22 protein-coding genes and 1 other RNA gene are annotated in these 21,589 nt (G+C 45.1%); 13 read left to right on the top strand and 10 right to left on the bottom strand.

The window, feature by feature from the left end:
* Positions 1-30 precede the first annotated feature (30 nt).
* The gene (locus MHI55_RS11085; RefSeq protein WP_076249901.1) at positions 31-1,431 is read right to left on the bottom strand and encodes an ammonium transporter; all 1,401 of its coding nucleotides are present in this window, start codon (positions 1,429-1,431) and stop codon (positions 31-33) included.
* A gap of 352 nt (positions 1,432-1,783) precedes the next feature.
* Here MHI55_RS11085 and MHI55_RS11080 point away from each other — a divergent pair, with 352 nt between their 5' ends.
* Complete coding sequence (locus MHI55_RS11080) at positions 1,784-2,212, top strand: MerR family transcriptional regulator (RefSeq protein WP_017689377.1); 429 nt, start codon at positions 1,784-1,786, stop codon at positions 2,210-2,212.
* 28 nt (positions 2,213-2,240) lie between these two features.
* Positions 2,241-2,921, top strand: a complete 681-nt coding sequence (locus tag MHI55_RS11075; protein WP_036609646.1) for a zinc metallopeptidase — start codon at positions 2,241-2,243, stop codon at positions 2,919-2,921.
* 43 nt (positions 2,922-2,964) lie between these two features.
* Here MHI55_RS11075 and MHI55_RS11070 read toward each other — a convergent pair whose 3' ends face one another.
* Positions 2,965-3,876, bottom strand: a complete 912-nt coding sequence (locus MHI55_RS11070; protein ID WP_036609648.1) for a LysR family transcriptional regulator — start codon at positions 3,874-3,876, stop codon at positions 2,965-2,967.
* A gap of 69 nt (positions 3,877-3,945) precedes the next feature.
* A complete protein-coding gene (locus MHI55_RS11065; protein ID WP_036670140.1) occupies positions 3,946-4,572 on the bottom strand; it encodes a rhomboid family intramembrane serine protease in 627 nt (208 codons plus the stop codon).
* Positions 4,573-4,720: 148 nt separating this feature from the next.
* Here MHI55_RS11065 and tpx point away from each other — a divergent pair, with 148 nt between their 5' ends.
* Positions 4,721-5,239: a thiol peroxidase gene (gene tpx, locus MHI55_RS11060; RefSeq protein ID WP_036609653.1), complete on the top strand. Its 519-nt coding sequence runs from the start codon at positions 4,721-4,723 to the stop codon at positions 5,237-5,239.
* Between the two features lie 72 nt (positions 5,240-5,311).
* Here tpx and MHI55_RS11055 read toward each other — a convergent pair whose 3' ends face one another.
* From MHI55_RS11055 to MHI55_RS11040, 4 genes are all read right to left on the bottom strand, one after another.
* Positions 5,312-5,704 carry a DUF1499 domain-containing protein gene (locus MHI55_RS11055; RefSeq protein ID WP_017689382.1) on the bottom strand — a complete coding sequence of 131 codons (393 nt, stop codon included), beginning with the start codon at positions 5,702-5,704 and terminating at the stop codon, positions 5,312-5,314.
* A gap of 182 nt (positions 5,705-5,886) precedes the next feature.
* Positions 5,887-6,078, bottom strand: a non-coding RNA gene (ssrS, locus tag MHI55_RS11050) — 6S RNA.
* A 51-nt stretch (positions 6,079-6,129) separates the two neighbouring features.
* Entirely contained in the window at positions 6,130-6,942 is an 813-nt protein-coding gene (locus tag MHI55_RS11045; protein ID WP_036609655.1) for a DUF624 domain-containing protein, read from the bottom strand.
* Between the two features lie 218 nt (positions 6,943-7,160).
* Positions 7,161-8,762 carry a DEAD/DEAH box helicase gene (locus MHI55_RS11040; protein ID WP_340389993.1) on the bottom strand — a complete coding sequence of 534 codons (1,602 nt, stop codon included), beginning with the start codon at positions 8,760-8,762 and terminating at the stop codon, positions 7,161-7,163.
* A 305-nt stretch (positions 8,763-9,067) separates the two neighbouring features.
* On the opposite strand from MHI55_RS11040, the gene MHI55_RS11035 reads away from it, so the two are divergent.
* From MHI55_RS11035 to MHI55_RS11020, 4 genes are all read left to right on the top strand, one after another.
* Positions 9,068-9,889, top strand: a complete 822-nt coding sequence (locus MHI55_RS11035; RefSeq protein ID WP_036609659.1) for a YitT family protein — start codon at positions 9,068-9,070, stop codon at positions 9,887-9,889.
* Positions 9,890-10,063: 174 nt separating this feature from the next.
* A complete protein-coding gene (locus MHI55_RS11030) occupies positions 10,064-10,252 on the top strand; it encodes a hypothetical protein (RefSeq protein WP_029880762.1) in 189 nt (62 codons plus the stop codon).
* A 184-nt stretch (positions 10,253-10,436) separates the two neighbouring features.
* A complete protein-coding gene (locus MHI55_RS11025) occupies positions 10,437-11,597 on the top strand; it encodes a putative glycoside hydrolase (protein WP_235200769.1) in 1,161 nt (386 codons plus the stop codon).
* A gap of 201 nt (positions 11,598-11,798) precedes the next feature.
* On the top strand, positions 11,799-13,151 hold the full coding sequence (locus tag MHI55_RS11020; RefSeq protein WP_340390590.1) for an MATE family efflux transporter: 1,353 nt from the start codon (positions 11,799-11,801) through the stop codon (positions 13,149-13,151).
* 83 nt (positions 13,152-13,234) lie between these two features.
* Here the strand turns inward: MHI55_RS11020 and pfkA are convergent, their stop codons facing one another.
* On the bottom strand, positions 13,235-14,206 hold the full coding sequence (gene pfkA, locus MHI55_RS11015) for a 6-phosphofructokinase (RefSeq protein WP_036609663.1): 972 nt from the start codon (positions 14,204-14,206) through the stop codon (positions 13,235-13,237).
* Positions 14,207-14,259: 53 nt separating this feature from the next.
* On the bottom strand, positions 14,260-15,339 hold the full coding sequence (locus tag MHI55_RS11010; RefSeq protein ID WP_017689390.1) for a tetraprenyl-beta-curcumene synthase family protein: 1,080 nt from the start codon (positions 15,337-15,339) through the stop codon (positions 14,260-14,262).
* Between the two features lie 179 nt (positions 15,340-15,518).
* Here MHI55_RS11010 and MHI55_RS11005 point away from each other — a divergent pair, with 179 nt between their 5' ends.
* Both MHI55_RS11005 and MHI55_RS11000 read left to right on the top strand, forming a co-directional pair.
* Entirely contained in the window at positions 15,519-16,859 is a 1,341-nt protein-coding gene (locus tag MHI55_RS11005; protein WP_340389991.1) for a multi antimicrobial extrusion protein MatE, read from the top strand.
* Between the two features lie 40 nt (positions 16,860-16,899).
* Positions 16,900-18,072 carry an MFS transporter gene (locus tag MHI55_RS11000; RefSeq protein ID WP_036670134.1) on the top strand — a complete coding sequence of 391 codons (1,173 nt, stop codon included), beginning with the start codon at positions 16,900-16,902 and terminating at the stop codon, positions 18,070-18,072.
* Between the two features lie 155 nt (positions 18,073-18,227).
* Here the strand turns inward: MHI55_RS11000 and MHI55_RS10995 are convergent, their stop codons facing one another.
* Entirely contained in the window at positions 18,228-18,425 is a 198-nt protein-coding gene (locus tag MHI55_RS10995; RefSeq protein ID WP_017689394.1) for a cold shock domain-containing protein, read from the bottom strand.
* Between the two features lie 162 nt (positions 18,426-18,587).
* On the opposite strand from MHI55_RS10995, the gene MHI55_RS10990 reads away from it, so the two are divergent.
* The 4 genes from MHI55_RS10990 (at position 18,588) to MHI55_RS10975 (ending at position 21,527) form a co-directional block, all read left to right on the top strand.
* On the top strand, positions 18,588-18,821 hold the full coding sequence (locus tag MHI55_RS10990) for a hypothetical protein (RefSeq protein WP_017689395.1): 234 nt from the start codon (positions 18,588-18,590) through the stop codon (positions 18,819-18,821).
* 3 nt (positions 18,822-18,824) lie between these two features.
* Positions 18,825-19,010 carry a hypothetical protein gene (locus MHI55_RS10985; RefSeq protein WP_036609669.1) on the top strand — a complete coding sequence of 62 codons (186 nt, stop codon included), beginning with the start codon at positions 18,825-18,827 and terminating at the stop codon, positions 19,008-19,010.
* Between the two features lie 213 nt (positions 19,011-19,223).
* A complete protein-coding gene (gene pepF, locus MHI55_RS10980; RefSeq protein ID WP_340389989.1) occupies positions 19,224-21,014 on the top strand; it encodes an oligoendopeptidase F in 1,791 nt (596 codons plus the stop codon).
* A 132-nt stretch (positions 21,015-21,146) separates the two neighbouring features.
* Positions 21,147-21,527, top strand: a complete 381-nt coding sequence (locus MHI55_RS10975) for a lipopolysaccharide assembly protein LapA domain-containing protein (RefSeq protein WP_047842377.1) — start codon at positions 21,147-21,149, stop codon at positions 21,525-21,527.
* Positions 21,528-21,589: the final 62 nt, after the last annotated feature.

Below are 21,589 nucleotides of genomic sequence, written 5' to 3'. Positions count from 1 at the left end.
TCCTTGAAGCATGTTTCAGCATTATTCACCTCAGGAGCTGAACGTACCGCCATTGGATTTAGAATCTACATTTTTCATTTGTTCAGGGTATCCGTAAGTACCGTGCTCACTGATATCCAGACCCATTGTTTCTTCTTCTTCAGTAACACGGATGCCCATGATCGCTTTCATTCCGCCCAGAATAATGAAGGACATTACCAGTACGAAGGCAAAAGCACCTGCCAGACCGAGAAGCTGTACGCCCAATTGGTGGAATCCACCGCCATAGAACAGACCCGCTTGACCTACACCCGCATGCTCAGCAAGTTCTGGTGTAGCGAACAAACCTGTGGAGATTGCTCCCCACATACCAGCAACACCGTGTACGGAGAAAGCGTAGATTGGATCGTCAATTCCTTTACGATCGAAGTACTGTGCTGTGAAGAATGTGATAACACCAGCCAAAGCACCGATAACCAAAGCTGCCCAAGGTTCAACAAAGGCACAAGCACCTGTAATTGCAACGAGTGCCGCAAGCACACCGTTCAACATGCTAGGAATATCGGACTTGCCAAGAACTGCCCAAGAAATCAACAGTGCAGCAACACCACCAGCTGCAGCAGCTACGTTAGTAGTTAATGCAACATAACCAAAGAATCCGTCATCCAAGGCAGTTAACGTACTACCTGGGTTGAAACCGAACCAACCGATCCAGAGGATAATAACCCCGAGTACGGAATACACTTGGTTGTGACCTGGAATGATGTTAGGTTTGCCGTCTTTGTTGTATTTACCAATACGTGGTTTCAACAAAATCGTCGCTACCAATGCTGCAGTCGCACCAGTCAAGTGAACAACCGTCGATCCTGCAAAGTCTTGCATACCCAGCTCAGCCAACCAGCCGCCGCCCCATACCCAGTGAGCAACAACCGGATACATGATAATGGTATAAAGTGTACCGAATACAATATATACGCTCATTTTTGCACGTTCAGCCATACCACCGCAGGCAATGGCCAGAGATACCGCCGCAAAAGCGAGGTGGAAAACGAATTTAACAGTCAGTGGAACATCGGAGAAAGCCAGTGATTCGAAGGAAGCAGCCATCTTGTCACCGCTCAGGAAGAATCCTGTTGTTCCAAAGAAGCTGTTACCATTACCGAAACCAAGACCGAAACCCAAAGCCCAGAAGGCAATAACTGAAATTCCCAATGTCAGGATGGTCTTACCCGCAATGTGTCCTGCATTCTTCATTCGTGTTGAACCCGCTTCAAGTAAAGCAAATCCCCCTTGCATCAAGAACACGAGTACAACAGCCAAAAACGTAAAGGCTGAGTTCAAACCACTTTGAAGTTCAATGTTAGTCGGACCCTCCGCAGCCGCAAATGCGCTAACCGGAAAAGCGAACAAAGTAAGCATTACTAACATGGAAACCAACCATTTCTTTCTCATATACCCCACTCCCTCTTATGTTAAGTTTCTTCACATAACGTGAAACTCTTAATGTCATTATAAGCAGAAGAGAGGAAAGTTGACAAGAGTATTTTCATCAAAATTGAAAATTATTTCTGGGAATAAAGTCATACGTCTTTTTCTTGCACTTAAGTACATAATCACATTCTATGAGTACATAGATATAGAAATGCAGTATGCTGATTGCCAAAGCATAACGTTTGACTGTACGGTTAAAGATCATGTATCATACTTATTAGTAAGAAAAATTGGGCGTAGTCTAGAAATTCACAAGTGGAAACTACAATTCCCTACATTTGAACTTGCAAGCGAGGTGAATATCATTGGGGATATGAAACTTTTTCGGATTGGCGAACTCGCCAAGACCGCTGGTGTTAGTGAACGGACGATTGATTATTACACAAAGCTTGGACTAATCGCTCCCGAAGAACGTACACAAAAAAATTATCGTCTCTATAGTAATGAAACTTTAACGAGGCTTGAACGTATTGTACAGATGAAACAAGAGAAGTATAGTCTCGACGAGATTAAGCAATCTCTTGAGAAGTGGCGTCTGGTTAGTACAGAAGAACAAGTTGCCAGCAAATTGACAACATTGGAACTTCACGTACAACAACTTGAGCGAGAGGTTAACGAACTCAAACCGCTACTTGGAGAGATGAAACCTGTACAAGCACGTAAAATGATGGCAGGACTCCTCACCAAAAGTGCCGGTACAATGGAGGCACTAAAAATCTTGCTTGAGAACACCATGATGTAGCTTATTCTTAGAAAGCGGAGGAATGAATATGAGTTTTAATAACGGTATGTTCGTATTGATCATTATCGCCTTTTTGCTCTCTTTATGGGCGCAATTTCGCGTTAAAGGTACGTTTAGACGTTGGTCGGAGGTTCCGAACCAGAACGGAATGACTGGTTACGATGCCGCTCGCCAGATGCTTGATGCTAACGGCCTGCATGATGTTCCAATTGAACCTGTACGCGGTACACTCTCTGATCACTATGATCCGATCAATCGGGTTGTACGTTTATCAGAACCAGTATATTACGAAAACTCAATCTCAGCTGTTTCGGTAGCGTGTCACGAAGTTGGCCACGCCATTCAGCATAAAGAAAGTTATCCGATGCTGGCACTGCGTCACCGGATCTTCCCAATTGTGAACTTTGCATCCGGATTAGCTCCATTCCTGTTAATTGCAGGATTCATCTTCAATGCCATGAACCTTGTAGGTATCGGTATCATCTTCTTCTCCGTAACTGTAGCATTCCAACTCATCACTTTACCGGTTGAGTTCAATGCAAGTAATCGCGCTAGAGAGATTATGGTATCCGAAGGGTACATCCGTAATGAAGAAGAAAAAGGTGTTGCAAAAGTTCTGAATGCCGCAGCCTTGACTTACGTTGCTGCAGCGTTGATTTCACTGCTTGAGTTGATTCGTTACATCGGAATCTTCAACAGCCGCGATTAATTGGATACTTAATACAACAAAAACAAAAAACAATACCCCACCGTTAATCGGATGGGGTATTGTTTTGTTGTAAACCGAAATAATCAAGCAAGAATGAACGAAAGGACTGAGCAACCAGCGGCAGTTTATCATGCGCACGATGAATTAACCCGATAGTTCGCGTTACTTTTGGATGGGAGATAGCCACATGTGCCGGTTGCAACGGATTCGTCTGGAATAACGCCATCTCAGGCAGCAGACTGACCCCCATGCCCGCAGCGACCAATCCGCGGATGGTGTCGGTCTCTTCCCCTTCAAATGCGATCTTGGGTGTAAAACCAGCTTCCAGACAGGCATGCCACACAATAGGACGAAGAGAATAACCTTTGCTAAACAATACAAATTTATCATCCTTGAGCTGTTCAAGCGCAATTGTCTCTTCACCAGCTAACGGGTGATTAGGAGGAAGGATCGCATGTAATTCTTCCGTGAGTACAATATCGCCATCTACTTGATCATGCTTCTCTGGAAAAGGAGAAATGAATGCCAAGTCTACCTCTCCGGATAACACATCACGAATCAGCGTAGGGAACATCCCCTGCTTGAATCTGAATTTCACGTTGGGGTAGCGCTGACGGAAAGCAGCCACCACGGAAGGAATGAGATGAATCCCCAGGCTATGCGGAAACCCAATTCGAATCTCTCCATGCTCCGGGTCCAGAAACTCATGAACTTCCCCAACTGCCTTGTCCAAATCTTTTAATATACCTTCAATTCGTTTGCAAAAAAGCTGCCCCACTGCAGTCAACTGCAGGTTTCGTCCCTTTTGCATAAAAAGGTCCACGCCCAGTTCTTCTTCCAGCTGATGAATCTGACGACTCACCGCCGACTGTGCCACATGCAACTCTTCAGCAGCCTGTGTTACATGTTCCTTCTGTGCCACTTTCAAAAAGTAATGCAACTGTCTTAATTCCACTCGCCTGATCGCTCCAATCTGTTATACACTACTTATCCTTGACTGTATTCCATCTTGAGAACGTTCTGACTACCGCTTTAAGCTGCGGGGTTTCCACAATCTGATCAACAGTCCGTAAATAAAGAATCCACCCAACAATCCGCCAAGGTGAGCCATCCAGTTGATGCCTGACATGGCGAAGGAGAATATGATCCCGAACAAAAGCAATGTGTACATCGTTTTGCGCGAAGCCTCGTCCATCATCGTTCGCTGGAACAGCGCTACATACAGGAATGCACCATAGACGGCATAGATCGCTCCTGAAGCACCTACCGAGATGGTAATACTCCCAACCGAGTTGTACCACGCAACAGCAAGAATATTACCCAATACACCACCACCCAGGTACAATACACCATACCTTACCGACCCGAGCAACCGCTCCATCGGTGGAGCAAATACAATTAACGCAAAGCTGTTAAACAATAAATGACCGAAGCCCGCATGCAGGAACATGGATGTAATGTAACGCCACCATTCATGCGCGAACAGTTCATGATTCGTAAGTGCCCCGAATTTCAGCAGCACCATATTGTTCGTTGATCCACCGTTCACCGTTAACACAATAAACATGACTACATTGGCAATTAAAAAAAGCGACGTCAAAGGGAAATACTTCAAATAACCTTTCCAGTTCTCATAGCGAATAAATATCATAAATTTCTTCTTTCACTCCACCCTGTTCAGATCGGACTCACATCTCTGATCCATCGTAATGGTACATGCCCGAATTGGACAATGCCTTTCATAAAAGATTATAATGGATTTTGGCACGGATCACCAATTTATAAGGAGGAACATTATTATGACACAAGAACGTACAGGCGCAGCCACATTTAAAGGCAACCCTATTACATTGATCGGACCCGAACTGAAAGTGGGCGATCAAGCACCTGATTTTACACTGAGCAAGAACCTGGTTGAGGATGCTTCCCTGAAAGACTTCGCAGGCAAAATCAAATTAATCAGCGTTGTTCCTTCCCTGGATACTGGCGTATGCGATGCGCAAACTCGTCGTTTCAACGTGGAAGCTGGAGAACTCGGAGACAATGTTGTTGTCTTGACAGTCAGTGTTGACCTTCCGTTTGCTCAGGCTCGTTGGTGTGGAGCAGCTGGTGTTGACCGCGTAGTTACATTGTCAGACTACAAAACACGTTCTTTCGGTGAAGACTACGGCGTTCTGATCAAAGAATTCCAACTCGACATGCGCTCCATTTTTGTTTTGGATGCCGAAGACCGGATTACATATGTGGAGTATTTGCCTGAAATGACAGACTCCCCTAACTTCGAACAAGCGATTGCTGCTGTAAAAGCTTTGCTGTAGAAGTTATCATACGTTCAGAACAAAAGCGAGGAAGGTTAACCTTCACTCGCTTTTTGTTATTTATCATCTATTTCAATCATTTGCTTTATACTTGCTTAGCTTTTTATCCAGTACAGAGAATAAGTTCATAATCGTGCGATAATTGGAACCCAAGTCTCCAAGTGAACCACGTGAAGCTGAATACATATCCACCGCACTGCGAACAGGACTTACTGAGATAATGGAAACTGTAATATCCATCGTCCGTCCAAAGGTAGTCCGCTTCTCCAGAATAACTTCTCCAACAGAAGGCACTTCATGCAGCACTTTATAACCCGGAATCTTTTTGAGTGTCGAAGAGACCTCTTCCCAGGCTCTGTCTTTGGATAAGTTATAATACCGTGTTTTTAATTTGGGATCCTTGGCTCGATCGCTGGTCCCCTCCATGCTGCGGATGATACCGACGAGCGTTCTCTTTAAGGTCAAGACCCTTCCTCCTTTGATTGTAACCGTTCCATTTATGTATCTTAGTGTAACATTGTTCAAGTAGTAACAAAAGGGCAAGCATCATATTTATCATAAAACCAATCAAAAACATTCATCACAACTTAAAAACACCCTGAAATTCCTTTTGTAGAGGAAAAGTCAGGGTGCTGTACATGAAGATTTAGGAACCCGCCTATGCCGTCCGGCTACATTGTCTTATGAACCTGCTTGGCAGGTGGGTGACCGCAAAAATGCTTTTTGAAGTCCCCATGTCGTATAGACAGGGCTTTTCAGCAACATTCTGTGTTGATCTCCCGAAGACATCATCATTGGTTCAAAACAACGAATAACCGAAACGTACATCGCAGGATGTACAATTATTATATCCCTAACTGTGTAAAAAGTAAATGGCGATTCATCATGTTTTATTTTTGCAATGTAATGTTTTTGTCGTCTGATGGCTCAGGTGTTTCACCATTCTCTGCTGATTGTTCAGCCAGCGCAGCAGCTTCCTCTTCTTCCTTCTTGAGTTGCATCTTCTCCATCTGCTCCTGCATCTTGTTGAAGGTTGCGTAGAAGTTAAAGAAAGCGAACCAAGCAATGATGCTGATAATGAAGAAAACAAACAAGACCGGATAACGGAAACCGATGTAGAACAGCAATCCACTTCCCAGCAATGTGGAAAATACACGGAATGGTCTGATCAGCGTAAGCAATACCGCGTTTTTGATAATGAGTCCGATGGACATATGATAATGTACAACCATCGAGAAGAAGTTAAAGAGTGATACAAATAACAAGAGAAGCAGTACTAACATGATGATTCCCACGAGCTGCATATTGCGGAACTGAGTCATGTACACTGTATAATCCAGATACATAATCGCGAATAGCAGTGTGTAAAAAATACCCCCAATTAAACTTTGCTTGTAGTTTTCCTTGTAACCTACAAAGAAAGTACGGAAGATCGGTACATCCGTATCGCCCATATTCCATTTACGAACAACCGTAAACAGCGCCGAAGTCGCCGGGAACAGTGTAAGCGGTGCCACAATAGCTATAGCCCAGTTCATTTGCAATGATTCGTTTGCGAGGTTCTGCTGCATCACGAGCAGTTTCATAATCAAGAAAAACAAGAACGGAGACGAACAAATAGCCCACAACAGATTGGTTGCGGCCAGTCTCGTAATCCACTCTGTAAGCCGGTAGATCCCACCCATAGCTCCTTTAAATTCCAAACATTTCTCCTCCTCTGCAGCCTTGCGAATTACCTGAAGTCTAATATTAATATACCTTATTATAGATAGGAAAAGCCAGTACTTCCCGAAAAGAGATCGTCATTGTCCTTAGCTAGCGCTTCTGGCCGCTTATGATAGTAAAATAAAATGATGCAGTCACTTTGAAAATAAAAAAATGGAGCAGTTGCCCGCTCCATTTTTCAGATCATACGTTTATATTACTCGAAAGAAGAATCTTTCGCTGGACGACGTCCTTCGTTACTGCTTGGACGCGGTTTGCGGTCACGGTTGTAACCACCTTCTCTGCTTCCACCGCCAGTGCCAGTGCTGCTGCCGCTGTTACGATCACGGTTGTAACCGCCACGTCCGCTGCCGCTGCTGTTGCGATCGCGGTTGTAACCACCACCACTGCCGCCGCTACCACTTGTGCGGTTGCCGCTGTAACCCGATGGTTTACGTCCGCCTGAGCGAACATCTGGTTTACGACGTTTTGCACGGATTGGATCTTCAGGAGTCAGATCAACTTGAGCATCCTTTTTGTCACCTGTCAGGAGCTTCAGTGCAGCCGACAACAGTTGAACAGAATCATATTGCTCAAGCATTTGAATCGCAATACCTTTGTATTCGTTCAGTTCGCCTGATTGTACGATTTCCAGCAAGCGCTCTGCTGTCAAACGTTGTTTACCTTCAACCGCTTCTGCCATTGTTGGCAGTGGTTTACGTGGAATACGGTGACGTGTTACACGCTCGATGAAGTGCAAGTGATCAATCTCACGCGGTGTAACGAAGGACCAAGCAGCACCCTCTTTACCCGCACGACCTGTACGACCGATACGGTGAACATAGCTCTCCGGATCTTGCGGAAGGTCAAAGTTAACAACGTGAGTTACACCAGATACGTCGAGACCACGTGCAGCCACGTCTGTTGCAACGAGTACGTCAATGCTGCCGTCACGGAACTTACGCATTACCGCATCACGTTGATTCTGGGACAAGTCACCATGAAGACCGTCTGCAGAATATCCACGTTTTTGCAAAGCTTCAGCCAATTCGTCAACACGACGTTTTGTACGTCCGAATACGATCGCCAGTTCAGGAGATTCCATATCCAACAAACGGCTCAATGCTTCGAATTTTTGACGCTCAGGTACTTCGATATAGGATTGGTCAATCAATGGTGCACTAACATGTTTCGGAATCACAGAAATGTGTTCAGGATTGTTCAAGAATTGTTGTGCCAATTTTTGAATGTTAGGAGGCATTGTTGCTGAGAACAGCATAGTTTGGCGCTCGTCTGGAACTTGTTTCAGGATGGATTGGATATCCTCCATGAAACCCATGTCGAGCATTTCATCTGCTTCATCCAGTACAACAGTTTGTACATCATCTAGTTTGATTGTTTTGCGGTTGATGTGGTCAAGGAGACGTCCAGGTGTACCAATGATGATCTGTGGTTTTCTTTTCAGTGCACGGATTTGACGCACGATATCTTGTCCGCCGTAGATTGGCAGGGAGCGAAGACCTTTGAAGCGAGTGAGTTTTTCGATCTCTTCAGCAACTTGAATTGCAAGTTCACGTGTAGGTGCCATAATAAGGGCGCGGATTTTCTCGTCACTTTTTGAGATTTTGCTGATCAACGGAATACCGAATGCAGCTGTTTTACCCGTACCTGTTTGAGCTTGACCAATCAAATCTCTGCCTTCGAGTGCCAAAGGAATCGCTTTGGATTGGATCGGTGTTGCTTCTTCAAACCCGAGCTCAGTGATGGCTTGCAGCACCAGTGGTTCAAGATTGAAATCTGTAAAGTTTAAATTTGTCAAAATTATTCATGCTCCTTTTATATGGTGGACATGGTGGACAATCCACTTTGTTGTCTGTATTCTTAAGTAGCGTTAATATTTATAGGGTATCCCAACGGGACGAATTATTTTCACTAACGAATATAATTCCATGAATGGGTCCCCAACATAAGACTAAAACTACATACATGTGTTTGAAACATTTCAAAATTTTATTGCTCCATTTAGGAAAAGTTTCCTACTCAAGAATATCCACAAATTATTATATCACAAAACAATTCAAGATTACCAGCAATCTGGTTTTAAATATAAATGAGGTGATTAAATTGCCCAAAATAATTTGGCACTCTTTAGTGATCATTTTGGGTGCTGCAGCTATTGCCTGCGGCTTCAACTGGTTTTTGGTCCCCCATCAGCTTTTAAGCGGCGGGGTGTCCGGTATTTCAATGCTTCTGGGTTATTTTACAACGTTGAATCTTAGTATAATGTATTTTGTTCTTAACATTCCCCTGCTCATTGCAGGTTGGTTTATTCTTGGACGACGCTTCATTACATTAAGTATTCTTTCGGTAGCAGCCACTTCCTGGTTCATTGCGCTTCTGCCTGTTTTTGCTGTGGCTACAGATCCTTTACTTAGTTCTGTATTTGGCGGTGTGCTTATTGGAATGGGTACTGGCGTTTCCTTCCGAGTCGGCGGCTCCACAGGAGGACTCGACATTGTTGGGTCCATTTTCACGCGTAAACGAGACTTTCCGATTGGTACAGTGATGGCCGGTATGAACGGTACGATCATTATGCTTGCAGGTTACCTGAGTGACAATTGGAATACAGCCTTGGCCTCGATGGTATCCATCTACATTACAGGCAAAGTGCTTGATCTGATCCATATCAGTCACGTCAAAGTAACACTGTACATTATTACAAACGAAACCGAAGCCATGTTAAAAAAATTACTTGTTCGGCCTCGTGGAGTTACCAAAATTAAGACTCAGGGAGCATACACGGATATTGAGAAGGACATGCTCATGACCGTTACCACCCGCTACGAGTTGGTTGAAATTAAACGTATTATCAAGGATACAGATCCAAACGCTTTTGTTAACATTGTGGAAACGGTTGGTGTTATGGGTTCATTTCGCAGAAGTTGAGACACCTGTACGGTTAACAATTCACAACATTGTGGTATAATAACGGTGTACGGCTCCTAAATATGTTGTATAGCAGGTTCAACCCTTCAATTTCACAGGCCATATGCTTTCCCGAATCGCGCCGAATGACTTACCATTTTGGAATTCGAGTAGGAAAGGGTGATTATTGTGGATATGGAAACGGTAAAACTGTTTGAGATTGTCAACAGATGGTGCCCGGAAATGCTCCCTTTCTTGAAACCGAATGAACTCGACTCACTGATTGTCCTCCGGGATGGGCTGGGCATCCTGGAACAGGGAGACGCAATGGAAATCATTCAGTACAGTATTTGTGAGCATCAAAATGAGATTTACATTCAATAATTTTTTTCAGATTGATCACGCCGCTTCTTGCAGGGGATTTCCTCAGCAGGAAGCGGTTTTCATTTTTTCCATGTGTTTCATTACTTGATTAATATGGTTAAAAGCCCAGAGGCTTTAATGTATAATTCATACATGGAATGCACACATAAGGGAGTGGAAATGAATGAACATGTTTTGGGCTTTAATGGCTATGGCCTTTGGAAGCTTTGGTGGTGCCCCCGCAGTGGCGGACCAGGGAACCCCTCAATTCCAATCGTTAACCAACAGTTTTAACACCGCAATTATCCAATCTCAAAAAGATCAGGTTGTTATTGATGCCGATAACCCACCTGCCAAAATTGATCCTCAACCTGATGCACCTGTGGTCAAAGGTATTTATGTAACGGCCTACAGCGCAGGCGGCGCACGTATGAAAGAATTGTTGGAGCTGACAGACAGTACAGAACTGAATGCCATGGTCATTGATATCAAAGACGATCTCGGATACATAACTTATCCCACAGAAAACAAAGCGCTTCAGAAAATGGGTAAATCCCAACCTTTTATCCGGGATATCGATGCCTTGATGAAACGATTGCAAAAACATGAGGTCTACCCGATTGCACGTGTCGTTGTATTCAAAGATACGATTCTTGCCAAGAAAAATCCGGAGCTCTCCTTTCGAAACAAGGATGGATCTGTATGGGCAAATGGCAAAGGCGACAGCTTTGTGAATCCGTATAGCAAGGAAGTATGGGACTACAACATTGAGATTGCAAAGGAAGCAGCCAAGCTTGGATTTAAAGAGATTCAATTTGACTACGTTCGTTTCCCGGAAGGTTTCGAAACTCGAGCCGATGTATTGAAATATACCAAATCTGACAAGTCACGCGTGGATGTTGTGGCTGAATTCGTGCAATATGCACGCAAGGAGTTAGCCCCGCTAGGGGTCCGTGTCTCGGTTGATATTTTCGGTTATGCCGCTTCTGTACCTGCGGCTGAAGGCATTGGACAGGATTTTGTTAAAATATCCGAAAACGTGGACGTAATCTCACCGATGGTATACCCTAGTCACTATTCTACTGGCTGGTATGGGGTCAAGGACCCTGACAAAGATCCTTACACAACCATCAAGGGTTCAATGGAAGATACACACAAGAAACTAGACCCTACCAAAGAACTCAAACCCGTCATTCGTCCGTGGATTCAGGACTTCACAGCAAGCTGGCTGGGCAGTGGGCATTATGTCAAGTATGGCAAGAAACAAGTGGAAGACCAGATTAGAGCAATGAAAGACATGGATGTACATGAATATCTGCTCTGGAATGCGTCCAACCGTTATACATCAGGTGTACAATATAAGTAATCCGCACTCTTTCATACTTCTCATTTCATCCAACCTCGTTCTGCTTGAAGCGGAGCGAGGTTTTTTGGTGTTCATTTTTCTCTCCCCCCTACTCTGGTTCTGTCCCTATTCAAATTGAACAAAATCCACTACAATAAATAGCTGTCCAGATATGACACTTGGATGACATCTCTTTAGAATAGCGAGGCACTGCCAGTGAACATGAACACAACAAGTTTTTCCCAAAAAGTGAAGAAATTCCTGATTATATTTTTGCCCATCTTCACCACTCAAATCGCCCTCTCTGCCATGTCGTTCTTCGACACCAATATGTCAGGCAAGTTTTCTCCGGCCGACCTTGCAGGCGTCGCAATCGGCACAAGTCTTTGGATGCCAGTTCAAACTGGACTAAGCGGGATTCTGATCGGTATTACACCTGTCGTTTCCCATCTGCTGGGTTCCAAACGTAATGATCAGATCGGGTATAACGTCATCCAGGCATTGTATCTTGGAATTGCTGTCAGTCTCGTCGTTATCGGAGCCGGGGCGTTGTTACTTGGCCCTATACTGAACGGAATGCCTCTGGAGCCCCGGGTTGCCCAAGTTGCCTTCTATTTTTTGTGTGCACTTGCTTTTGGCATTATCCCGCTCTTCGGATATACAGTGCTGCGCAGCTTCATGGATGCACTTGGCCAGACACGGACTACGATGTTCATTACGTTGGTTTCCCTGCCCGTTAACATCTTTCTAAATTATCTGCTGATATTCGGTCGCTGGGGCTTTCCACAATTGGGCGGTGTTGGTGCTGGTGTTGCTACAGCATGTACATACTGGCTGATCTTTCTTATTAGTCTCTTTTTTGTCCATCGGGTCGAACCTTTCGCCCAGTATGGCATTTTCCGTCAATGGACCCGTGTCTCATTCTCCAAATGGAAAGAGTTACTCAAGATTGGAGTGCCCATCGGATTTGCGACTTTTTTCGAAACGTCCATCTTCGCTGCTGTGACTTTAATGATGAGCCGTTTCGATACCACAACAATTGCTGCCCACCAGGCGGCGCTGAATTTCGCTTCTACGCTCTACATGCTGCCTGTGAGCATATGTATGGCTCTTACGATCCTTGTGGGCTATGAGGCAGGTGCGGGGCGTCTGAGAGATGCCAGACAATACAGTCTGCTTGGAATTGGTGGAGCCATCGGACTCTCACTGCTGACAGCGATCGTGTTGATTGTGTTCGGCGAACAGATTGCAGGCGTGTATTCAAACGATCGAGAGGTCATTGCACTTACGCAGCATTTCCTCATCTACGCCATTTTCTTTCAGATCTCGGATGCGATTGCTACACCGACCCAAGGAGCATTGCGTGGCTACAAAGATGTTAATCCGGCACTGATCATTACGTTCATAGCGTATTGGATCATTGGCTTGCCTGTAGGTTATCTAACTGCTACGTATACTTCACTCGGTGCCTTCGGATACTGGATCGGCCTCATTGCCGGCCTTGCTGTAGGAGCAACAGCGCTTCTCTGGAGACTCTTCCTAGTACAAAAACAAGCCGCACTCCGCAAGGGGTAACATTGATATACTCACTCCGTGAAACAACAAAAAGAGCACAATCCACGTTAAAGCGGGATTGTGCTCTTTGCGTATGAATCGAATTATTGGGACAAACGTTGTGCAAGCTCGTAAGTCACCATATCGAAATCTTTTTTTGTGTTAACCACTTTATCAATATCCGTCAGGGTAAGTTCACCCTTGATAATGCCACAACCTTTGTCTGTCTCGCCTGCAATCAGACTGCGAACAGCGAAGTCGCCAAGACGGCTTGCCAGGTTACGGTCGAAAGGTGTTGGCGTACCCCCACGCTGAATGTGACCTAGAACGGTTACACGTGGCTCATACGTTGGGCAACGTTCCATCAGTTCTTTTGCTACATCCTCACCTTTGCCTACGCCTTCTGCAACGATGATAATACTGTGACGTTTGCCATGTGCAAAGTTAGCTTTCATCCGATCTGCTACTTCGTCCATATCAAATGGAACTTCTGGGACAAGAATCGTTTCAGCACCCGAAGCAAGTCCGGCATGCAGAGCGATATCCCCACAGTGACGACCCATAACTTCAACGATGGAAGAACGTTCGTGTGAAGACATCGTATCACGTAATTTGTTTACTGCATCAACTACTATGCTTACAGCTGTATCAAATCCGATGGTATAGTCGGTGAATGAAACATCGTTATCAATCGTTCCTGGCAGACCCATGGTGTTAATGCCCAGCTTGCTCAGTTTGTTTGCTCCGTTGTAGGAACCATCCCCACCGATAACAACCAGACCGTCAATGCCACGCGCACGCAGAATGTCCGCACCTTTTTGCTGACCTTCAGCGGTATAGAACTCCTTGCAACGTGCCGATTGAAGAACCGTTCCCCCACGTTGGATGATATCTCCTACACTCCGCAAATCCATTGGGAAAATGTCATTATTCAAAAGACCCTGGTATCCACGTTGAACTCCAAATACTTCGAGACCGTGAAACAGTCCGCTGCGAACAACCGCACGAACAGCCGCGTTCATCCCCTGTGAATCACCACCGCTCGTTAATACTGCGATTTTCTTTACTGCTGTCATGATGTTTCTTCCTCCTCTAGTTTCACTTCAGGCTCCGCAATATCACACCTGACTTACATATTTTTCCGTATCCAGCGACTGAAAATGAAGAAAAATATTCTTGTGATCGGACTATTTTTCAGCAGACGTTTGGATACAACGCGAACTTCCTGTTGTTCGCTGACTTTGGGATCAGACAGGTAAATGGCAATCAGTCCTTCGATGATCATCCGGTGAAAGGAGCTTCCCGGAATCTTCTGCACATCGCTGCGTGCCATCTCCACAATAAAAGCAATTCGGTCCAGCATTGTCTCCACATTCTCATAATAGTTGCAGAAGTTGAGATCTCCCCCGATGCGGTCCTCATCCTGATCAATTAAATAATCGAGCATAATGTGCAATGCGCATACATGTGGGAAATAGGCCGTGTGGATCGAGGCCGCTTGCTCTTCAGTCAACTGATCGTCACTCGCAGCCAGAAACAGCATGAAAACGCCCAGTGTAGAGCCAGTTGCAGCAGCAAATTCGTTCCAACGAAACTGAGGTGTGCGATGGCGATGCTCCGACCACCATTCGAGCAGTGCCGTTTCTCTCAGTTCCGGCTTGATATGCTTATATACCTGCAGGTCCGTGTATAGGCCTGCCAGATCCTGAATTTGGGGCTTGGCGGACGTATAGCCTGGTAACTGACGGGTCAGTTCCTGACATGTGGTCACCAGATTCCGCAGATATCCGCCGTCATCCTGCTCCTCACGGAGGGCATAATAATTGACGGGAATTGCTTCGGGATCTACCGCATCAAGCATGGATTGATGGAGAAGACGAAAGTCATCCGGGTCCATCGACGTGCTGCGGTCGCACAGATTGTCCAAATAATCACTAATAGTTTGATATGAAACGATCAGCGGAATCAGAATGTGTCTGTTTGGCAAATCAGCTAATGCGTAGACGGTTCCGCCTTCACAGTGAAACTGTTTATCCTTCAGACTGGCAAGTGCCTGTGTACGCAATTCCTCATTCGGAATCGCCTCAGCTTGAGCACGCCATCCATTCAGTGCCTTCCGTGTTTCCGGAATGGTGTATTTGTACACCCCTCTCATCAATGCCAGCGGTCCACGCGGATATTGATGACGTTTTCGATTTGATTGGCTCAAAATAAATGTGCCTCCACTTGGTTGAATACGTATTAGAGCGATTTTTAACCATTCCTATTATAATATGATCCCCTTAATTGTACAAATGATCTGCCGCATATTCCGCATAAAAAATCGCATCCGCGCCCAAAGCTTTGTGATATACTAGGCATATTTCATCCATCAAAGGAGTCGTTGACATGTCGTCAAGTGAATCACTTTCGTGGAGACGGTTATTTTCTTTTTTTGTGCCACTTGGCATTTCCGCCTCTCTCGTCACCATTTCTCACGTCATCATAAACAGCACATTAGCACGTTCCGCTCATCCCGAGACGGTTATTGCCAGCTATGCAATCGCCGGTAGCTTGTTAACCCTCACGGAACGCCCCTCCACCCTGCTGCGGCAAACCTGTTCCGCACTGGTTCGCGATCGCCTTTCCTTTCAGGCCCTCACGTTTGTGACCAAAATATTTCTTGCCTGTGTGCTTCTCATTGGGTTTCTTATCGTATACTCTCCCGTTGGTACCGGGGTGTTCAAATACTTGTTTGGTGTAAGTCCGGATCTGCTGAACAAAGTCATCGACGTATATGAAATTCTCATGTATGTAAGTATCTTTTCAGTGATCCGCAACATCTATCAGGGGATCATCATTACGAATAACCGCACCAAGTGGTTAACCATCGGGATGGTATTCCGTTTAGCCGGAATGTACGGCCTATCCCTCTATTTCATATACACAGACAGCATTGACAGTGGACGTGTAGGCGCTATCATTTTTGCTACTGGCATGATGATTGAAGCGCTTGTCAGCTTTCTGGAGGGTAACAGCATCAAGCGCAAGATGCCAGCCAAGCTTGAGGATCATCCCGTCGAGAGCAAGGGAGACGTATTTCGCTTTTATAAGCCGCTTCTGTTATCCAGCTTTGTAGCGCTGTTCATAGGACCGGTTATTAACATCGTACTTGGCAAAACGACCGGGATCGCACTAGCCATTTCATCCTTTGCCATAGCAAGCAGTCTGATGCAGTTGATGCTAAGCTTCTTTACATACATCCATCAGATCGTGCTGAATTTCTACCTTGTAGACGCCAAACTGGTACGAAAATTCGCACTTGTCACCGGATTTATTCCGTTTGCGATGATGGTGTCGATTGCCTATACCCCCTTGGGACCATGGGTACTCGAAAATGTCATGAGCGTTCAGGGCGAGCTTTTGCAACAAAGTCTGTGGACACTGCGTGCGTTCGTCTTATTTCCGCTGATCTTCCCTTTTCTGGATTTCAGCAATGGCCTCATTCTGCTTCGCGGTCAGACAAAAACGATGTTTCGTTCGCAAACGGCGAATGCAATCTGCACGGTAATTGTGCTGCTTATACTGGTTAGTATTTTTCCTGCGTGGAACGGCATGATTGGCGCTGTTGCCCAATCCCTTGGCCTGCTCGCCGAACTCATCATTGTCTGGCTTGTTATCCGACGCACGAAGCAAGAACCTACGATGTCCGTGCCGAAAGTCCGTAAATCAACATCCCTGAAAGGGTAATAAAATCATTGAATTGTTATCAAGATTGGAGTCTCTCATCATGAAATTAAGTCACAACGCCCGCCCGGATCAGAACTGGTTGCGGGCTCTCATGTTCACCATCTTTGGTTCCACCGTTCTGGTGGTATCCTACTTCCAGCTTTACTTCAGTCATCTGGGCTTCAGTCGGGCTGAGATTGGATATCTCTACGGAATTGGCCCCCTCATCTCTGTGTTCTCCAATATGTTCTGGAGCATGGCCAGCGACCGCTACCAAACGGTACGCAAAGTGATGATCATTCTGCTTGGTGGTCAATTGATCACAGGGATCATGCTCGCCAATGCAACAACTTTTGGTCAGGTATTTGTACTCGTGACCCTGTTTTACTTTTTCTATTATCCGGTCTATCCACTCTCCGATACGATGGCTATTACAACGGCCAGCAAGTACGGCCGAAATTTCACTTCCATTCGAGTCTTCGGATCGATCGGTTATGCCTTCTTTGCATTAAGTATCGGGTATTTCCTTGGATCTTTTGGTCCAGCATGGACGATTTGGGTCTGCGTTGGTCTTGCTGCAACTACACTATTGATCAGTTTTCAATTGAAGGATCAACCTTCGGGGAGCAGTAGCAAAATGGATCTATCTGGGTTATGGGCTATTTTGAAACGCAGAGATGTGCTCACCTTTTTTGGCTGTGTATTTTTGCTTGCCATGGGACATCGCATGAACGAAGCATTCCTTACCATCACGTTAAAAGATCTGGGTGCCAGCGAGGGGCTGATCGGCTGGTCTTTGCTGATCTCTTCCGTAAGTGAAATCCCCATATTTCTATTGCTCAGCAAGTATGGAAACCGTTATAAAGAACTGCCGCTAATTGCTTTTGCTGCACTGATGTATACGGTTCGTTTGCTTCTCATGTCTGTCTCCGATACACCTGCAGCTGTTGTTGCGATTCAGACGATGCACAGTGTTACCTTTGGTATTTTCTACGTTACGGCGGTCCGCTACATCATTCGCCTAGTTCCGGACGGCTACAGAGCTACAGGTATGGCTTTGTTCACCATTGTCTGGTCCAGTGCTTCGGGACTTCTTAGTGGAACGTTGGGCGGACTGCTGCTGGAACATGCAGGCAGACAAACCTTCTATCTCACCGCTATGGCTTTCTCCCTGGCTGCACTAATCGGTTTCGGATTGAAGTTATGGTCCAGCATGACCAATCGTGTCTCCTGAACACACAGGGAAACTTACATCGTATTCAACCGTTATTTACACTGAAAATGTTAGAATCAAAAAAAGCACAGCCTCCCTTGGGGGACTGTGCTTAGGTTCTTATTATTCAGCTATAAATTTATAATATATAAGAAGTCCGTTAGCCGGATAAATTCTTACAGTTTGTTTACGTTAGCTGCTTGAGGACCACGGTTTCCATCAGTGATTTCGAATTCTACCGCTTGACCTTCTTCCAATGTTTTGAAGCCATCTCCTTGGATTGCGGAGAAATGTACGAATACGTCCTCGCCGCCTTCAACTGAAATAAAGCCATAGCCTTTTTCTGCGTTAAACCATTTAACTGTACCTTTCAAATGAAAAACCTCCTAAAAATATCGCCATCTATGGCGAATACCCTTATTATACTGTATGGGCTTCCATTTTGCAATTTATCTTTCCATAAATGTCGAAAAAATTTGCTTTGAATCGTAGGGTACGGTATCATTTTACCAAAACCGTTAGTTTGGAGACTACCTATGATAAAAAAACATGAAATATACAAAACAGACAAGTGGAATATGATGACCGTAGAAGTTCAAGGCAAATATCTCGTACTGCGAGAAATTTCGGAAGAGTGGGGCGAAGAATGCCATACATTCCTTAGCCGTCCTGCATTAATGCACTGGGCTGAACGCCGTTTTCCAAAAGCAGATTTTGAGAACCGTGAGGATGAATGGCGTCAATTGATGGCTGCCTTCAAAGGGGTCTAACCCATGCAGCTTGACTCAAGCAATGTCGTCATCTTTATTATCCTTGCCTTCTCTCTTGGTATTGTGCTTATTCTGGGACGCAATTCCATCCCGGATCGATTAAGACGGGGAATGGCGCTTATTGCTACCCTGCTCATTTGTTTCGCCTTTTTCCTGATCGTTTATTTTCTGTATAACATGGGAGCCTAATCACGGGGACCCAGATGCTCAAATATTTCAACGTGCCTAAGGTCATACTATACGAGATTATTCGTATCGTAAGGAGGAAGGCCGTTGAAATACCAGAAATCGCTATCTGTTATCCTGGTACTTAGTCTGATTCCTTCGTCTCTCTCCGCACAGGCAAGCGAGACGAAGGCAGCTTCGTCCATACATTCATCAGATCATCAAAGGAGGATTTCCATGAGTCAATTATTGAAACGTTCCGAGGTGCCGGCTGAACATAGCTGGAAACTGGAAGATTTATTTGCCGATCAGAAAGCCTGGGATCAAGAATATGAAGAAGTATCGTCTTTGGCCAAGAAGGCCTCCGAATTCCAAGGCAAACTGAATCAACCTGATGTACTCAAATCTTGCTTCGAATTCGAAGATGAGATCAGCCTCAAAATAGAACGCCTCTTTGTGTACGCACGTATGCATCAAGATGAAGACACAGCGAATCCTACATATCAAAACCTGTCCCAAAAAGCCCAGAAATTAGGCGTACGGGTTGGTGAAGCACTTTCTTTTGTCACACCAGAGATTCTTTCCCTGCCGGATGATCAGTTGGACGCATTTATTGCAAACGAAAAACTTTCTGCTTATACATTTACGCTGGAAGAGATGAAACGCGAAAAAGCCCACGTTCTTAGCCAAGCAGAAGAGGCTTTGCTTGCACAGGTAGGCAACCTTTCACAAGCACCACAGACAATCTTCAGCATGCTGAATAACGCCGATCTCAAGTTCCCAAGAATCAAGGATGAACATGGTAACGAAGTTGAGCTGACACACGGCAGCTACATTCAGTTCCTGGAGAACCCTAACCGTGAAGTTCGCGAACGTGCCTTCAAAGCGGTATACGAAACCTATGCCAAACAGAAGAACACAATTGCAGCTGCCTTGAATGCAAATGTAACCAAAAATATGTTCTATGCTAATGTTCGGAAGTACCCTTCCGTGATGGAAATGTCCCTATATGGAGATAACATCCCAACGGATGTGTATACCAATCTGGTAGACACCATTCACGAGAGCCTTCCGTTATTGCATCGTTATATGGACCTGCGCAAAAAGTTGCTGGGTGTAGATCAATTGCACATGTACGATCTGTTCGCTCCACTCGTAGACGAATACAAAATGGATATTACCTATGAGGAAGCGAAACAAACGGTTAAAGACGGTCTGAAACCACTCGGCAAGGACTATGCTGACGCATTGCAGAATGGATATGATAACCGCTGGATCGATATATATGAGAATGAAAATAAACGTTCAGGCGCATATGCCTGGGGCGCTTACGGCACTCACCCGTATGTCTTGTTGAATCACAAAGATAACCTAAACAGTATGTTCACACTCGCACATGAAATGGGTCACGCTCTGCATTCACATTACTCGGATACAACACTTCCGTATCGTGATGCACAGTACACCATCTTCTTGGCTGAGGTTGCATCCACAACCAACGAAGCGTTGCTGATGGATTATCTGCTTAACAAATCAACAGATCCAAAGGAAAAATTGTATCTGTTGACGTATTATGCCGACCAATTCCGTACAACGGTATTCCGTCAGACCATGTTTGCTGAATTCGAGAAAATCATTCATGAACGTGCGGAACAAGGTGACGCATTAACACCACAATTGTTATCCGAGATCTATTATGATCTGAACGTTAAATATCACGGAGAAGGCATGGCTGTTGACAAAGAAATTGAAATGGAATGGGCTCGTATTCCCCACTTCTATAACAGCTTCTACGTTTACAAATATGCTACAGGCTTCTCCGCAGCAACAAGCTTTTCCAAGCAAATCCTGGAAGAAGGCCAACCGGCTGTTGACCGATATCTTGGCTTCCTGAAGAGCGGTGGCAGTGATTACTCCATCAACATTCTGAAAAAAGCAGGTGTGGATATGTCTACACCACAGCCAATTCGTGAAGCTATGAGTGTCTTCAAGGAACTGATTGAACAGATGGAGCAACTAACCAAATAAGGTTGTCTTTCCATGTGACCTGCATCCCTTGCCCGTTCGGGCAGGGGATTTTATCATCATTGCAAGATGCAACATACCCGAATATGGGTAATGCATATCTAGTTCTCAATTGTTCAACAAGGAGGCAACACCATGAAAATGCAATGGGCACTCATAGCAGGTCTTGTTTTTGCACTGCTCACGGGAATCTTTGCGGTTATTAATGTGGATTCCGTACAAGTCAACCTGTTATTTAACACGGTACAAATCCCGCTGATCTTGCTGATTCTCGGCTGTACCCTGATCGGTGGAATTATTGTAGGGTCATATGGCATCTATCGCCAATACAGACTGCAACGTGAGAATAAACAATTGAAATTGCGTGTATCTGAATTGGAAAGCTCCGCGACAAGCAAATCTACGTTGGATTCTTTCAAATCGATGGATTCGCTTGACTCAAATGAATCCGACAGCCTATTGGAGAATGATTCGATCCAGAGTCAGCGCAAAGGAAACCCTACGGGAACACTGTAACCAATCAGAGACAGCCTGCTGGCGAGTCAGGAATGGTAGTATCACATTCTCTCCCCCAGACA

The organism is Paenibacillus sp. FSL E2-0151, assembly GCF_037993015.1.
In the GTDB taxonomy this organism is placed as follows: Bacteria; Bacillota; Bacilli; order Paenibacillales; family Paenibacillaceae; genus Paenibacillus; species Paenibacillus amylolyticus.
This window is presented reverse-complemented; position numbering and strand designations above follow the sequence as displayed.